We start from the raw sequence: 14,501 nt of genomic DNA, 5'->3' as shown, positions 1-14,501 counted from the left end.
GTCAGTAACCCTGGATGATCACTAAGTCCTTGCTGTCGCAAGCGGGCCTTTGACCGGCGAAAGGCCCGCCCTGGCGACCCGATTGCGCCCGGCCCGCTTGCTGCTGAACAGGCAGCGGTCGGCAATCCGGAACAAGGACTCGGCTTCGATGGCATGATCGGGATAATGCGCAATTCCGAACGATGCGGTCACCCGGATCAGGGCATCACCATAAGGAAGTTCGCTGTCGGCAATACGCTGGCGCAACTCGTCCATTAACTGGAACGAATCCTCGAGTTTCACATCCCGCAGAATCAACCCGAATTCCTCTCCGCCCAATCGTCCCACTGCGTCGGTGGTCCGCAGACGTTCGGTGAGCTGCTTGCCAATGTTTTGCAGAACGTGGTCTCCGGCGTCATGGCCCATGGTGTCATTCACTACCTTGAAGTGGTCGATGTCCATAATCACCAGGGCAAATCCCGAGCCACTGCGGGCACACTCTGCGATGGTGCGGGCCAGGGTGCTCTGGAAGTTCGCACGATTGGCCAGCCCTGTGAGTGCATCAGTCTGTGCAAGAGTGAACAATTTTTGCTCGGCTTCCTCACGACGGGCTTCATAAAGATGGATAAAACTCAGCATCAGGATGGCGCAGAGCACCATGTTTAGCAGGTCGATCACGCCGCCGGCATCAGCGACGAACTCCAGGTGGAAGTAGTAAGTGACGCAGCCCGCCACCACGAACGGCGCGCTGAGCAGGAAACCTTCTTTCTTTCCCAGCAGCAAATACGCCAGAACCGGTATCATCAGCACCCACACGAAGGCAGACACCGAGGCTTCGGGTACCAGCATGATCATCAAGGCGAAGGAAAATCCCGTCACCAGATAACTGTAGATCCAGACCTGGAGACGAGGTGTGCGATTGATTCGGGTAACCCCAAAGAAAAGGATAAGGCTCGCAATGAGCTCCCCCGTCGCGAGCCAGATATAGCCGTTCAGAATCTGCAGGCAGCCAAAAACCACCAGTGCAGAGGCGGTCACGAGAAACAGTGCTCGCATCAACGAACGACGGTGGGTGTCCCGGAGGCCTGAGCGGCTTTGTTCAAGCGACGCACCAAGGTCCGGGTGCTGGGGAGTGTTCATGCTGCCTCTTTCCCTGAAATACAGCGAGATTGGAATATCGGTGGCTGTATGCAAAATATACAGCGGCAGTCACTGGGCTTCAATCATCCCGGCGAACTGCCGCGAAACCACCGAAATACGGCAAGCATGAAAAAGGGTTTCAGACGTAAAGATTTTTCCGCGAAAAACGCTCAACCAGAGGCTGGTAGGCGGACCCCAGAACCCGGTTCAGGGCATCGATACCCCAGGCATCGGGCCCGACCAGAATTCGGGATTCATCTTTCAGAATGCCACGGACGATAATATTCGCCGCCTTTTCCGGAGTGGTCATGGCGATCTTGTCGAAGCCCTTGCGCTGGGCTTCGGCGTTCTCCGATTTACCCATACGCGCCGCATTCGCAATGTTGGTGCGGATGCCACCGGGATGAACGCAGCTCACCGCGACCGACTGCTTTTCCAGCTTCATTTCCTGGCGCAGTGACTCGGTAAAGCCACGAACTGCGAATTTAGCCGCGTTATAAGCGCTTTGCTTGGGTACGCCAATAAGTCCGAACACGCTGGAAATATTCACCACGTGACCATCCCCGGAGGCGATCAGGTGCGGCAGGAAGGCCCGGGTACCATGGGCCACCCCCCAGAAATCGATGTCCATGATCCACTTGAAGTCATCGTCGGTCATCTCCCGCACAGATGCGGACAGGGCAACGCCGGCGTTGTTAATCACCAGGTTCACCTGGCCGAAATCCCTGGCGACCTGCTCAGCATGAGCGTAGATGGCATCCCGGTCTGAGACATCCAGGGTATAGGTGCGAACTTCCGCCCCGCTACAGCCAGCTGCGGTTTCCGCAAGGCCTGTCTCGTTGACATCGGAAAGCGCCAGGCGACAGCCCTTTTCCGCCAGTGCCACGGCCAGCGCCCGGCCTATGCCGGAACCCGCGCCGGTAACCACGGCTACCCTGTTGTTCAGATCTTTCATGAACGATGACCTCTTGTTGTGCGATGTGTTGCTTACTCTAACAGGTGTCGGGCCGCTGGATATGGCAAAAGCGCGCCTATGACCGGGGCATTCGGGCCACCCGATACCCGGGGTTCAGCAACACCACGAATATCGTGACTCCGTCCCCACGAATGTGCACAATCCGGGACGACGTTGGCCGGGTTTGGTTACAATCTCCTGGCCAACCCTTTTTCCTGTCACTAGTGGATGTTGCTGTATGGAATGGAGTCTCACGCATTTCTGGCTGATACTCGCCCTCGTATTGAGTCTCGCAGAACTGACGTCTGGTGTGCTGGTGCTACTGGCACTGGGGATCGCAGCTGCTTTAACGGCGCTGTTGACCGCTCTCGGCGCGCCTTTCGAATGGCAACTGGTCGGTATGGGCGTGTTTTCGGGCATTCTGGTACCCATTGCCATTCGCTGGATCAAACCGAGGTTTTCCCCCAAGGGTGTCGCTTACGGGACAACCGGCACCGGCGTCGAGCAGGGCAAGCAGTATCGCACGCTGAAGCGCGATTTTGACGGCGCCAGTGGCATCAAGGTCAACGGCGACTTCTATCGCCTGCGTACCAGCGATACCGGCATGACCGAACTGCCCGCAGGCACCGAGGTTACTTTCGAACGTTTTGACGGCACCACTGCCGTTGTTCACACGATCACTAAAAAGGAGCAGTAAACATGGAAAACGTGGTTTCCCCGGGGCTGGTGATCAGCCTTATTTTCGTCGTCATTGGCATTTTCATCATCGCCAAGGGCCTGGTGATTGTGCGCCAGTCCGAAGTGATGGTGATCGAGCGGCTAGGGTCATTCAATCGCATACTGGAGAGTGGTGTTAACATCATCATCCCCTTCATTGAGCGCCCGCGCGCCATCACCATGACCCGCTACGTGCGCATCGGCGACGAGTATCATCCAAGCAGCAGTTTCGAAACCCGCATTGACCGCCGCGAAACCGTCATGGACTTCCCCGGACAGCCGGTGGTAACCACCGACAACGTCACCGTAAACATCAACGGCGCGCTTTACTACCAGATTATCGACCCACGCCGTGCGGTTTACGAAGTGGCCAACATGAGCCAGGCGGTCGAGGTTTTGGCCAAAACCACCCTGCGCTCCGTGGTGGGTAAGATGGAGCTGGACAAGCTGTTTGAATCCCGTAGCGAAGTGAACAACGCCATCCAGGCCGAAATGGAAGAAGCGGCGTCAAAGTGGGGTGTGAAGCTGACTCGCGTTGAAGTTCAGGACATCAGCATGCCGGAAGAGGTGGAAGAAGCCATGCGCCTGCAGATGGCCGCCGAGCGTAAGCGTCGCGCCACGGTGACCGAGGCCGAAGGTGAGAAGTCCGCCGCTATTGCCATGGCCCAGGGCCAGCGGGAATCCGCCATTCTCAACGCTCAGGGCGACAAGGAATCTGCCATCCTGCGTGCCCAGGGTGAGCAGGAATCCATTCGCCTGGTCTTGAGTGCCATGGGTGACACCGAAGAGAACAAGCAGACCGTTATCGGCTATTTGCTGGGGCAAAGCTACATCAAGGTACTGCCGAACATGGCCAAGGAAGGGGAACGGGTCTTCGTGCCCTACGAGTCATCCGCCCTGCTGGGTTCCATGGGCATGTTCCGGGAACTGGCAGGCAGCCCCGAAGACATCGTGCGCCAGAGCGTGAAACAGGATGGCCTGCGCGGTGGCATGGTGGCGTCAGCCGGCAACAGCTAGAACATCCGGACACTCAGCGGCTTCGGCAACCTCTATTCCAGGAGGTTGTCGAGGGGCCGCTGATAACCCGGCGCAAACACTTCCAGGAAATACATCACTTCCGGCAGGGCGTCATCCTCCAGCTTTTTCAGGATGTGACCCGCCGCAGGCTCAAACTCCTTGTTGCCCGCCTGTATCTCAGCCTGGCATTTCAACAACGCCGAGAGCCGGTCGGCCGCCTTGATCAATTCCTTCTCCTCCTGCTCCCATCCGGATTCGCGAACATAGGGCGCAAAATCCTCCTGCAGGTCCGCCGGTAGCAGCGCCAGTAGCTCGGCCTCCGCCTTGTGCTCGATGTCTCCGAACGCTTCCCGCATAACCTGCGAATGATATTTGACCGGTGTCGGCATATCGCCTGTAATAACCTCTGTGGCATCGTGGTAGAGCGCTGCGGCAGCGATCCGGTCAGCGTTGACCTGCCCGCCAAAATGCCGGTTACGGATAATCGCAAGCGCATGGGCCAGGGTAGCCACCTCCCAGGAATGAGTGGCGACATTTTCCTCAATGGCGTTGCGCATCAGCCCCCATCGCTTGATCCACCGCAGGCGAGACACATAGGCAAAGAAATGACTGAGAGGGCGTTTCATAATGGGCGCTTCACGTTTTGCATGAGTTTATTGTTGGCCTCTTTTGACTAAGATTAAACAGTGGTAATGTGAATGGACGTTCAAATCTTGATGCCGGGAAGCACTCTACCTTGAAACACCAACTCGGATTAAAGCGCAGACATCCGCTGAAAGTCACCCTTCTGATACTGGGCTTAACGCTGACTCTCGGCGTTACAACCACTGTTTCGGCCCAGACCAACATCGCTGTCGGCGTCTATAATTTCCCTCCGGTGGCCAGTGTGAACAGTGAAAACAAGGTGGAGGGCTTACTCGGTGACCTGTTAAGAGAGCTGGATTCAACAAACGACAAGGTCACGTTCCGGATTGTCTACACTTCCCCAAAACGCAGACACCTAGATTTCCACGCCGGATTGTACGACGTTATTTTCTTTGAGAACCCGAGTTGGGGCTGGGAAAACCTGCCTGTTAACGCTACCCGACCAATTCTGATGGACGAAGACGTCTATGTCGCCCTCAACAAACCCGGCCGTGACCAAAGCTTCTTTGACAACGTCACCGAGCGACAGCTCGTTGCTATCTCGGGCTATCACTATGGCTTCGCCGGCCTGTCTACGGATAACGCCGAGCTTGAGAAACGATTCAATATCGAGTTCTCCCATAGCCACAGCCGTAATCTTGACCTGATCAAGGCGGACCGTCCGTCACTGGCCGAAGTGGCTGTGGTCAGTCGCTCCTATCTTCAGAGCCACCTGAACGACAACCCCGAGGACAGTGACAGGTTCCTGGTGTCCGATACCCCCGATCAGACCTATCTCCTCCATATCATGGCACGGGACAACGGCCCCATCGACGCAACCACATTGGAGCAACTGCTGTCGCCGCTGTTCAAAGACGGGCGGTACCAGCAATTTGTCGATAAACGCGACCTCCAGTTGCCGCCGGGCATCCCCGAGCCAGCAGCGCCTTGATCCCAGCCGCTGTCACCGCACATCCAGCTCAAAGCTGACGGTGACAGTGCCGGCCTCATCGGCCGTCGCGTCGCGCACAGGGTCAAGCAGGTATACCTGATTTTCTGATGCTCCATGCTCCTGCAGCATTTGCTCCCGGAGCCATACGCCTCGGGATGTTGCCAGGTTGCCCAAAGCCTCCGGTGGCAGTTCCACATCGGCTATCAGTCGCTTCACCAGCGCCTGCTCCCATTCCTGTTTGCCGGGTTCTACGTTCCCGCCGGCAACGTCGTTTCGGAAAGCTTCCACCGACGCCACGTAATCCGAATCCGCGTACGCCTGCTCAAGCCGAGCGATACGTGTAGACGCGGAAGCTCCATCCGCTATGCCCAGTTGCTCGAACAGTTTCTGCCGCCGTAACGCGTCTCCGTCTGCCTCTGGTGCGACCGCTCCACGAACATTGAGCGCCAGACCAGGGCGTTCATTCAAGGCCTTGCCCAGTGCCTCCAGCTTGACGCCTTCCCCATCGGCAAGCTCGGTGCGCCCCGCTTCAAAACGCACATTGCCCAGTTCTTCTCCCGACAGGCCCGCAAAATCCGCAATCGAACCCAGCATGCTGAATGGCGACGTGGCGGCTTTGGCAACGAGGTTTACGAATGTCCTCATGACAACCTGACCGATACTGAAGTCCGGGCTTTCCAGATCTCCGCTGATGGGCAGGTTGATATCGATGACACCCTGCCGGTCACGCAGCAACGCCAGACCAAGCTTGACCGGTGCACTGACGGCCTCGTCACTCGGAACGGGGCCTCCAAGCTCCAGCCGATCCAGGATGACGCTGTTGGCAGCATCCAGACGGCTGCCGGAAAACTCATAATCCAGATCAAGCTTGAGCTTGCCACTGTCCACGCTGTATCCCAGGTAACGGCCAAAATACGGTGACAGCATGGGCAGTGACACGTTCTCCATGGTCAGCTTCAGATCGCTGGTATCATCGGTGCCCAGGGCGCCCACGGAACCATCCAGCGTCATGGTTGCCACATCGCCAACCCGCCCCTGGATCGAGATCTGGCCCTGTTGCGGCGCCACATTGCTAAGCCCGGTTACCGAGCCGCGCAACTGGTCGAACCGAGTTGCGAATGTCGGGTCCAGGGTCCGATCGGTGTATGAGATGGCACCTTCTTCCAGCATCAGTTGGCCAATGCGGAAGATGAAGCCGGGTTCGCCGTCGCTACTGGTTGTTTCTCCAGCTGGCGCGGATTCGTCCGACGGCGAGGACCTGACAATCCGTTCAACATTATGAGTGCCGTTGCTGTCACGGACCACGTTCACCGCAGGACCCACCAGGGTAATGGTGCCAATCTGCAGCCGTGCCGGCGCGACGTTGTACTCCAATGGTTCCAGGCGCACGCTCTGCCAGCGGATCAGGGGCTGATCGCTGTCGCCAAGACGCATATCCAGGGAGGCCACCTCGCCAGTGCCGCTAAAGGTACCCGTCAGCGGGTCTTGCTGTTGATCGAGATCCAGATTGCCATCGACAGACAACAGGCCATCCCTGACATCCAGGTTCGCCGCCTGGTTGATATAGGCGCCAAACTGCGACAGGGCAATCCCGCTGCCAGACAGCCCGGCTTCCAGCGTGAAAGGTGCCAACGTGGCCTGACCATTGATCGACAGTTTCCCACCACCGTTCAGCGCACCACTGGCGTTGTAATTGACCGGTTCCTCCAGGCGATGGGAGATCTCATCGATGCTGATCGACAGGTCCTCAAGGACCAGTTCGGCGGGCAGTTGCGGCTGCTCGTCCCGCCAACTGACGGCGCTGTTGGCCAGTTCCACGCCGGCCACCGTCCAGCGGAAAGGCGCTCCTGTGCCAGTGTCGTCACCACCTGATTCGTCCGCACTATTCTGAAGTGGCGCCAGAAGATTGAGCTGGCCGTTCGCATCACGGAGCAGTGACAGGCTGACACCATCGATGTTCACGGTGCCAGTGGACAGCTCCTGCTCGTTAAGCCCGAAACGGATATTACCCACGCTCAGACGGTTCGCGCTCAGCAGCCCATCATCGGCATCAGCCTCAACGCCGAGATCGACATCGTCGATCGTGAGCTGACCCTCCGAGGTGGTCAGATACAGTTCACCGGCAGAACGCAGTTCGTACTGCGAGCTAAGGGTCACACTGCCGTTACGAAGCTGATAGGGAAGATAGGGCTTGAGAAAATGCTGCAGGGTTTCGTGGGACACGTCACCCAGTTTGAGGAACCCTTTTGAATAGAGAGGGGCGATACTCAGACTGCCTTCCCACTCAATAGTCTGGCTGCCGACTGCCGCCAGCAGGTAATAGTTGCTGTCGGCGTCCTCACGGGGCCAGGTAGCCAGATCGTTCAATGCCAGATCCAGAGGCGTAACCCGGAACTCTTCCTCGCCTTGCTGGCTGAAATCCCGGAACAGCAGTTCGCCACCCGAGACCCTGATCCGGTCAAAATAGATTCTGGGCGGTTCTCCGGAATCCGCCTCCTCGGGCGCCGGTTGTTCGCTACCCGGATTATGGGCCTGCCAATCCCGGGCGAAGTTGACACTGTAGTCCTCCAGCAAATCCAGGCGAACGTAAGGGTCTTCCAGTTCGATGTCCTGCAGCGCGACAATTCCGGTGAGCAATCGCCAGACGCCGAGGTTGGCGTAAAGGCTGTCAAAGGCAACCACCGGTTCGCCTTCAGCGTCCCTGGCCTCCAGGCCGACGGCTTCAACGCTCATGGCGAAGGGGTTCACCTGGACCTCTTCAATCTCGGCCTTCCACCCCATGTGTTGTTCCAGCCGCTCCGGCAGCGTTCGCTCCAGCCACCACGGCAATAGCGCAAACCCGGCGATGGCATAGATCACCACCAGAACCAGTACCACTATCGAGATATTTCTGGCAGACAATCGTCGTTTGCGGTTCGCAGGCACCGAGCTCTCCTTGTTGTCCATTGCTGACAGGCGCGATCTGTCGCCAATCTATCCACCAAGGATAGCCCGCCGGTGACCGGTTTGTCAGCCGGATAGGTTGATGAGGAGGGTGATGAGGAAGGTGATGGGGGGTTATAGAGGGTGATGGACTGACATGGGGCAACGAACCCGATATTCTGTTTTCACCATATCAGGCAATGAAATCCCTCATTCAGGAAACCCGGATGGATATTAGCGATATGCGCCGAGACTTCGAAAGCGAAGGCCTTGAGCGCGATGCCCTTGATGACAACCCCGTCAGACAATTCCAGGTCTGGTTCGAGGATGCCCGTGAGGCCGGCATTCTCGAGCCCAATGCCATGTCACTGGCCACCTCAGGCGGAGACGGCATGCCCGACATACGGACCGTCCTGTTGAAATACTTCGACGACGCCGGTTTCGTGTTCTATACCAACTACGGCAGCCGCAAGGCCCACGAAATGGCAGAGAATCCAAAAGCCGCCCTGCTGTTCCCCTGGATCGGGCTGAACCGCCAGGTGCGGATTCAGGGCCATGTAGAAAAGGTCAGCAAATCCGAATCCCTGAGGTACTTCACCTCTCGCCCCCGGGGCAGCCAGATTGGTGCCTGGGTATCGGAACAGAGCAGGGCGATCAACTCCCGCGGTTTGCTGGAACAGAAAGTGGCCGAGATGAAACGCCGGTTCAAGGACGGGGCGATCCCGCTACCCGATTTCTGGGGCGGTTACCGCGTGGTGCCGGAACGAATCGAGTTCTGGCAGGGGCGACCAAGCCGCCTGCATGACCGCTTTGAATACGTCAGGCAGGACGATGGCTGGCACATCGACCGTCTACAGCCGTAACCCGCACGGCTCCACCAACCTCAGGCGAGAAGGCAGGACTATGGACAATCAACAACGCTGTCCCTGGTGTGGCGATGACCCACTATACGTTCACTACCACGACACCGTATGGGGCCGCCCCGAATACGACGACCTGGCGCTGTTTGAGAAGCTGTGCCTGGACGGCCAGCAGGCGGGCCTGAGCTGGATCACCATACTCAAGAAACAGGACAACTACCGCGCCGCCTACGACCATTTCGACCCTGAAAAAATCGTCCGTTATGACGAGGCCAAAGTCGACGCCTTGATGCAGGACAGCGGCATCGTCCGTAACCGCCTGAAAGTCGAGTCCATCATTCGCAACGCCCGGGGCTACCTGGAGCTACGGGATCAGGGCCACTCGTTCAGTGACTTCCTGTGGTCGTTTGTCGGTGGAGAGCCTATCCAGAATCACTGGCAGCGTTTTGCCGACGTGCCGGTTTACACGCCCGAGGCCGAAGCCATGTCCAAGGCACTGAAAAAACGCGGCTTCAACTTTGTGGGGCCCACCATTGTATATGCCTTCATGCAGGCCACGGGCATGGTCAATGACCACCTCGTTCAGTGCCCTCAACACGCCGCCTGCCGTGAGCTCGCGGACAATGTCTGACTATTATTTCCTCGGCGTTACACGACTGGAATGATCCCAAACGATCCGTTGCTCGTAAGTCCGTGGGTAGCACATCATCCCCGCGTTTTACGGTGAGAGTCATACGGTGAGAATAACCCTGGAAGAACTCAGGCAGTCGATCAACCCGGCCATTGAGTTGGTGGGCGCGGAGCCCGCCGCTATCGAACCAATGAGGATTCGGGTTCAGGGGAAGCACTCGTGATTGCCGTCGCCAGACTGGCGATCGTCGTGGGCATTGGCGGGCTGCTGCCTTTCCTTGCCGCCATTTTCGGACTCTTTGCGTTGCCTGAACAGAGCCTGGCCATCTCCCGCTATTTCTACCTGTACAGCGCGGGCATTCTGGCCTTTATGGCGGGCATCTACTGGCCACTGGCCATGCAGCTTGAGAATCGCTGCTACCCGATTTCCCCCCTGGTAACCATGTTGTTGAGCCAAGTGTTCTTCATCACCGCCGGCATTGGTCTGCTGCTGCCCATTGCCGGCCAGATCCTGGTTTACACGCTGGCCTATGTCGCGCTGTATGTGGTCGACGCTCGCTGGATGAGGGGTTATTGGCCGGACTGGTATCTGAAGTTGCGGCTGGGACTGACAGCTGTTGTCCTGGCGTGCCAGGTAGCGGCGGGCGCCTGGTTCATTCTGGCCCAGGGCTAAGCCGGTCGATACCGGCCCTGAATACTAGCCCCGGAGCTCGTCGTTAGGGTCGATAAAACGGCCCCGTAACTTTTTCAGGGCGCTTTTCTCTATCTGCCGCACCCGCTCCCGGCTTATTCCCAGGTCATCGGAGATCACCTGCAGGGTTTCCGGTTCTGGGAGACCCAGGCCGTAACGCCTGGCCAGGACATCCTTTTCCCGCGAACTCAATTCCGCCAAGAGAGCGGTCAGTGTCCGTTTGCGGTCACGCTGGGCCATGTCGTGGTCCGGCGCGGACTGATCGTCTGCACTGAGACTGTCACCCAGCGTAATGCCACCCTCCATGCCCACCGGCAGATCCACCGACACTTCCAGACTGGCCAGCGCCCGCAGCTCACCAATGCGGGAAGGCGACACCTCAATCTCCCGCGCCAGTTCGGTCTGCGATGGTGTGCGGCCCAATGTCTGGTGCAGTACCAGGGATTTTTTCTGCAACAGGCGGATTTCATCGGCCACGTTTTCAGGGGTATGCACAAGCCGGGTTCCACGCTTCATGCACCGCTTCACCTCTTCGCTGATCCACCAGTAGGCATAGGTCGAGAAACGAAAGCCCTTGGTAGGATCAAACCGCTCCACGGCCTTGATCAGACCGACATTGGCATCCTGAATGACATCCGACATGGGAATGCCGCGGTTGGCGTAGCGCCGTGCGATGTGCACCGCGAGCCGGAGATTGCTGCGAATCAGCCGCTGACGACTTGCGGTGGCGAGATGGTAGGCACGACGACACCGCCTCGAAAAAGCACAGGCGTCGCCCAGGCTTCCAACCACTTCGCGGAATGTCTGAGGGGTGCCTTCCGGCAAGGCAAGCTCGGTAGATATGATCCGATAGCAGAAGGTCAGGCGCCGTGAAAGTCGGCGCTCGCCCTCATTGGTGAGCAATTCGTAACGGGACGCATCCCTGAAGTACAGCCCTACCAGGGATTCCGTTTCGCCGGAATGGGCTATGGTCGGAGACGGCCCCGGGCTCTGAACGTCAGTCATGGCACAGGTTCCGATCGCGAATTTCCAGAGAATACGCGCGGAACAGCGTCATGGATCCCCCGTTGCCGGGGGCACAGACTGTCCGTTGTGGCAATTACCGACGTAGAGAAACCAGCAGGTTACGCTGCAACGATCGCGTACTCGTGGTTGTGAGGCTCAATCAGCGCGCCATGAAGCGCCACAATGGTCTTCTCATAGGCGTCTTCGTCCACTACGAACTGGATGTCCACCTGCCGCATGCACTGGTGCAGGGCCAGAACGCTGATATCCTCGTCCGCCAGGGCCTTGACTGACCGAGCCAGGATGCCCGACACCTTGATATCGCTGCCAATGGCAGACACGATCGCCACCTTGCGAGTGCTGATTTCGGCGTTGGGAAATTCGTCTTTCAGCGCCCTGACCACCCGTTTGACGTGTTTGAGCGTACTGTCCACGTAGTGGGTAATGGTGTTGGCGTTGGTGTCCTTGGATACGAAACGCACCTTGAAGCGACCCAGCACTTCCAGAATGCGACGGTCGGAACCGGGCTCACCCTGCATGTCCTGATCGAACACCTCAATGGCAAACACGCCTTTGTTACCCGCGATGATCTCTACCTGAGGCTTCTCACTGACGTAGTCGCCGGTGATCAGGGTACCGGTGTGCTCCGGCTCGAAGGTGTTCATCACCCGCAGCGGAATCTCGTTCTGACGCATGCCCTTGCCAGCGCGCGGGTGGATCGCTTCCATACCGAGGTTCGCCAACTGGTCAGCAACGTCATAGTTGGTGCGCCCCAGGGGGACGACCTTATCCGCACCGACAATGTTGGGGTCCGCGGAACTGAGGTGGTATTCCTTGTGGATGATCGCTTCGCGGGCGTTGGTAATCACCGCGACCCGGCTGAAGGTCATCTCGCTGTAGCCCCGGTCGAAGGTACGCATCAGGCCTTCCTTGCACTGGGCATACCCCGTCACGATCGGCAGCTCACGGCTCAGGTCCACCGCGTCGAATGCCTGCTTGAGCTTTTCATCCAGCGGCAGCAGTTCATTGTCGCGCCACCCGGTCAGGTCCACGAACCGCGCATTGATGCCTTCCTGCTGAAGCTTCAGGGCAGTGTTGAAGGCACTGTGGGCCTCACCGATACCGGCCAGCATTTCACGAACCGTCAGCAGATGCTCCTCAAGCTGGAACTGCCCGTAGGAACACAGACGTTGCAAATCAATCAGGCAGCCGCGAACGCCTTCGATGCGGTCGGTGATGAACTGGTCCGCCTGCTGCTTGAGCATGGGGTCCGGGAACAGCTCGCCATTGATGTCGGTCAGGAACTGGATCAGTTTGGTGAGGTCGTCGCCCCAGGCCCAGTCCGACTCGGCATCGGCGAACAGGGCATAGACACCCGGTTCTCCGGTTTTCTTGTGCTCCAGCAATTCGTCGGTGACACCGCCATAGGCGGAGACCACGAAGATGCGCTGGTACAGGTCGTCCTTGGAGCGCCCGCCGAGAATGATGTTGTCGCGCACCGCCTCATAATTGCTCATGGAGGTGCCGCCGATTTTCTCTACGGTATGTTGTTCGCTAGTCATAATGTTACCGTCGTTATCCTGCAGAATGAGTGTCGGGAGATGGCAGGCGTCTCAGGACGCCTTGCTCATTCCCTCCTGCATGATTTCGTCCACGCTTTGACCTAGAAGTTTAGCACCTTTGCGCAGATCGTCCTCGCTGGTGGTCAGCGGCATCAGGCATTTGATCACTTCGTCATTGGGGCCGCTGGTTTCAATAATCAGGCCCTTCTCAAAGGCGCGACCGGTGATCTTGTCCGTCACTTCAGCGTCGGTGGCTTCAATGCCACGCATCATGCCCCGGCCTTTCATCCTGAACTCGCCCGGGTACTTGTCACAGATTGCCTGCAGCCCTTCAGCCAGAACCTCGGTCTTGGCTTTCACTTCATTGGCAAAGGCATCGTCTTTCCAGTAGGTCTCGACCGCTGCGCGGGCGGTTACAAAGGCCATGTTGTTGCCCCGGAAGGTGCCGTTGTGCTCGCCCGGCCCCCAGACATCAAGCTCCGGCTTGAACAGCACCAGGGCCATCGGCAGGCCGTAACCGCTCAACGACTTGGATACCGTTACGATATCCGGCTTGATGCCCGCAAATTCGAAACTGAAGAACTCGCCGGTACGGCCGTTCCCTGCCTGGATATCGTCGACGATCAACAGAATGTCGTACTTTTTGCACAGCTTCTCGAGGCCCTGCAGCCATTCAGCGCGGGCGGCGTTCAATCCGCCTTCGCCCTGGACCGCTTCAACGATGACCGCTGCCGGCAGTTCAAAGCCGGAGGAGCCGTCGGACAACACCTTGTCCATGATTTCCAGGGTATCTACGTTCTCACCCAGGTAGCCGTCATAGAACATGAAGTCCACATTCCCCAGCGGGGTGCCAACGCCACCACGGTGGTGCTTGTTACCTGTGGCCGCGACCGCGCCCATGGTGACGCCGTGGAAGCCATTGGTGAAGGACACGATGCCATTGCGGCCTTTCACCTTGCGAGCCAGTTTCAGGGCCGCTTCCACGCAGTTGGTGCCGGTAGGACCGGTAAACTGCATTTTGTAGTCCAGGCCACGGGGGTCCAGGATGTGCTTCTTGTACGACTCAATGAAATCGTGCTTGGCGGTGGTAAACATATCCAGGCCCTGGCTGACACCGTCGCTTTCAATGTACTCGAGCAGCGCTTTCTTGAGAATGTCGTTGTTGTGGCCATAGTTCAGTGACCCGGCGCCGGCCAGGAAGTCCAGGTATTCCTTGCCATCTTCGGTGTACAGGTGCGCGTTCTTGGCACGGTTAAAGATCACCGGAAAGGCACGGGAATAAACGCGTACTTCGGATTCGGTCGACTTGAAAAGTTCCATTGTCTTGCCTCTTAGCATGTCAGGTTCGAGGTAACTGTGCGGTAGCACGTTGGTTGAAGCCGTTGTGACAGATTCACCTCAGCAATCTGCCGGCTAGTCCAAACAGGGGGATCGGTCGTTCGGGAAG

Annotated in this window: 13 protein-coding genes; 6 read left to right on the top strand and 7 right to left on the bottom strand. The window is 58.0% G+C overall.

Translation table 11 applies throughout. The features are described from left to right. Positions 1-21 precede the first annotated feature (21 nt). Both AAGD24_RS00730 and AAGD24_RS00725 read right to left on the bottom strand, forming a co-directional pair. Positions 22-1,119, bottom strand: a complete 1,098-nt coding sequence (locus AAGD24_RS00730) for a GGDEF domain-containing protein (protein WP_036201928.1) — start codon at positions 1,117-1,119, stop codon at positions 22-24. A gap of 139 nt (positions 1,120-1,258) precedes the next feature. Next, entirely contained in the window at positions 1,259-2,074 is an 816-nt protein-coding gene (locus AAGD24_RS00725; protein WP_041332835.1) for an SDR family oxidoreductase, read from the bottom strand. 238 nt (positions 2,075-2,312) lie between these two features. Here AAGD24_RS00725 and AAGD24_RS00720 point away from each other — a divergent pair, with 238 nt between their 5' ends. Both AAGD24_RS00720 and AAGD24_RS00715 read left to right on the top strand, forming a co-directional pair. Then, positions 2,313-2,771, top strand: coding sequence for an NfeD family protein (locus tag AAGD24_RS00720; RefSeq protein ID WP_041332833.1), 459 nt, complete (start codon positions 2,313-2,315; stop codon positions 2,769-2,771). A gap of 2 nt (positions 2,772-2,773) precedes the next feature. Next, positions 2,774-3,808 carry an SPFH domain-containing protein gene (locus AAGD24_RS00715; protein ID WP_036201921.1) on the top strand — a complete coding sequence of 345 codons (1,035 nt, stop codon included), beginning with the start codon at positions 2,774-2,776 and terminating at the stop codon, positions 3,806-3,808. Between the two features lie 32 nt (positions 3,809-3,840). On the opposite strand, the gene yfbR is transcribed toward AAGD24_RS00715, so the two are convergent. Next, the gene (gene yfbR / locus AAGD24_RS00710) at positions 3,841-4,434 is read right to left on the bottom strand and encodes a 5'-deoxynucleotidase (protein WP_041332831.1); all 594 of its coding nucleotides are present in this window, start codon (positions 4,432-4,434) and stop codon (positions 3,841-3,843) included. 110 nt (positions 4,435-4,544) lie between these two features. Between yfbR and AAGD24_RS00705 the strand changes: the two genes are divergently transcribed. Then, positions 4,545-5,384, top strand: a complete 840-nt coding sequence (locus AAGD24_RS00705; protein WP_379866222.1) for an amino acid ABC transporter substrate-binding protein — start codon at positions 4,545-4,547, stop codon at positions 5,382-5,384. 12 nt (positions 5,385-5,396) lie between these two features. On the opposite strand, the gene AAGD24_RS00700 is transcribed toward AAGD24_RS00705, so the two are convergent. Continuing rightward, positions 5,397-8,309, bottom strand: a complete 2,913-nt coding sequence (locus tag AAGD24_RS00700; protein ID WP_379866220.1) for a DUF748 domain-containing protein — start codon at positions 8,307-8,309, stop codon at positions 5,397-5,399. Between the two features lie 224 nt (positions 8,310-8,533). Between AAGD24_RS00700 and pdxH the strand changes: the two genes are divergently transcribed. The 3 genes from pdxH (at position 8,534) to AAGD24_RS00685 (ending at position 10,469) form a co-directional block, all read left to right on the top strand. Continuing rightward, positions 8,534-9,169 carry a pyridoxamine 5'-phosphate oxidase gene (pdxH, locus tag AAGD24_RS00695; protein WP_091642588.1) on the top strand — a complete coding sequence of 212 codons (636 nt, stop codon included), beginning with the start codon at positions 8,534-8,536 and terminating at the stop codon, positions 9,167-9,169. Between the two features lie 40 nt (positions 9,170-9,209). Next, positions 9,210-9,797 (top strand): DNA-3-methyladenine glycosylase I, encoded by a 588-nt coding sequence (locus AAGD24_RS00690; RefSeq protein ID WP_379867377.1) that lies wholly within the window; start codon positions 9,210-9,212, stop codon positions 9,795-9,797. A gap of 219 nt (positions 9,798-10,016) precedes the next feature. Beyond that, positions 10,017-10,469 (top strand): DUF3429 domain-containing protein, encoded by a 453-nt coding sequence (locus AAGD24_RS00685; protein WP_041332826.1) that lies wholly within the window; start codon positions 10,017-10,019, stop codon positions 10,467-10,469. Between the two features lie 24 nt (positions 10,470-10,493). Here the strand turns inward: AAGD24_RS00685 and AAGD24_RS00680 are convergent, their stop codons facing one another. From AAGD24_RS00680 to ectB, 3 genes are all read right to left on the bottom strand, one after another. Then, a complete protein-coding gene (locus tag AAGD24_RS00680) occupies positions 10,494-11,492 on the bottom strand; it encodes an RNA polymerase sigma factor RpoD/SigA (protein WP_379866218.1) in 999 nt (332 codons plus the stop codon). Positions 11,493-11,611: 119 nt separating this feature from the next. After that, positions 11,612-13,054, bottom strand: a complete 1,443-nt coding sequence (locus AAGD24_RS00675) for an aspartate kinase (protein ID WP_075196330.1) — start codon at positions 13,052-13,054, stop codon at positions 11,612-11,614. Positions 13,055-13,105: 51 nt separating this feature from the next. Next, positions 13,106-14,374 carry a diaminobutyrate--2-oxoglutarate transaminase gene (gene ectB / locus AAGD24_RS00670; protein WP_278368262.1) on the bottom strand — a complete coding sequence of 423 codons (1,269 nt, stop codon included), beginning with the start codon at positions 14,372-14,374 and terminating at the stop codon, positions 13,106-13,108. Positions 14,375-14,501 lie beyond the last annotated feature (127 nt).

It is taken from the genome of Marinobacter sp. M5B, from assembly GCF_042604615.1.
Classification (GTDB): Bacteria; Pseudomonadota; Gammaproteobacteria; order Pseudomonadales; family Oleiphilaceae; genus Marinobacter; species Marinobacter salarius.
The sequence above is the reverse complement of the archived record's forward strand: the minus strand, read 5'-3'. Positions and strand labels throughout refer to the sequence as shown.

What these genes read in the sequence shown, in the direction of transcription:
- yfbR (WP_041332831.1), bottom strand. Translation starts at nt 4,434, where the DNA reads ATGAAACGCCCTCTCAGTCATTTCTTTGCCTATGTGTCTCGCCTGCGG.
- AAGD24_RS00675 (WP_075196330.1), bottom strand. Translation starts at nt 13,054, where the DNA reads ATGACTAGCGAACAACATACCGTAGAGAAAATCGGCGGCACCTCCATG.
- AAGD24_RS00680 (WP_379866218.1), bottom strand. Translation starts at nt 11,492, where the DNA reads ATGACTGACGTTCAGAGCCCGGGGCCGTCTCCGACCATAGCCCATTCC.
- ectB (WP_278368262.1), bottom strand. Translation starts at nt 14,374, where the DNA reads ATGGAACTTTTCAAGTCGACCGAATCCGAAGTACGCGTTTATTCCCGT.
- AAGD24_RS00730 (WP_036201928.1), bottom strand. Translation starts at nt 1,119, where the DNA reads ATGAACACTCCCCAGCACCCGGACCTTGGTGCGTCGCTTGAACAAAGC.
- AAGD24_RS00720 (WP_041332833.1), top strand. Translation starts at nt 2,313, where the DNA reads ATGGAATGGAGTCTCACGCATTTCTGGCTGATACTCGCCCTCGTATTG.
- pdxH (WP_091642588.1), top strand. Translation starts at nt 8,534, where the DNA reads ATGGATATTAGCGATATGCGCCGAGACTTCGAAAGCGAAGGCCTTGAG.
- AAGD24_RS00715 (WP_036201921.1), top strand. Translation starts at nt 2,774, where the DNA reads ATGGAAAACGTGGTTTCCCCGGGGCTGGTGATCAGCCTTATTTTCGTC.
- AAGD24_RS00725 (WP_041332835.1), bottom strand. Translation starts at nt 2,074, where the DNA reads ATGAAAGATCTGAACAACAGGGTAGCCGTGGTTACCGGCGCGGGTTCC.
- AAGD24_RS00690 (WP_379867377.1), top strand. Translation starts at nt 9,210, where the DNA reads ATGGACAATCAACAACGCTGTCCCTGGTGTGGCGATGACCCACTATAC.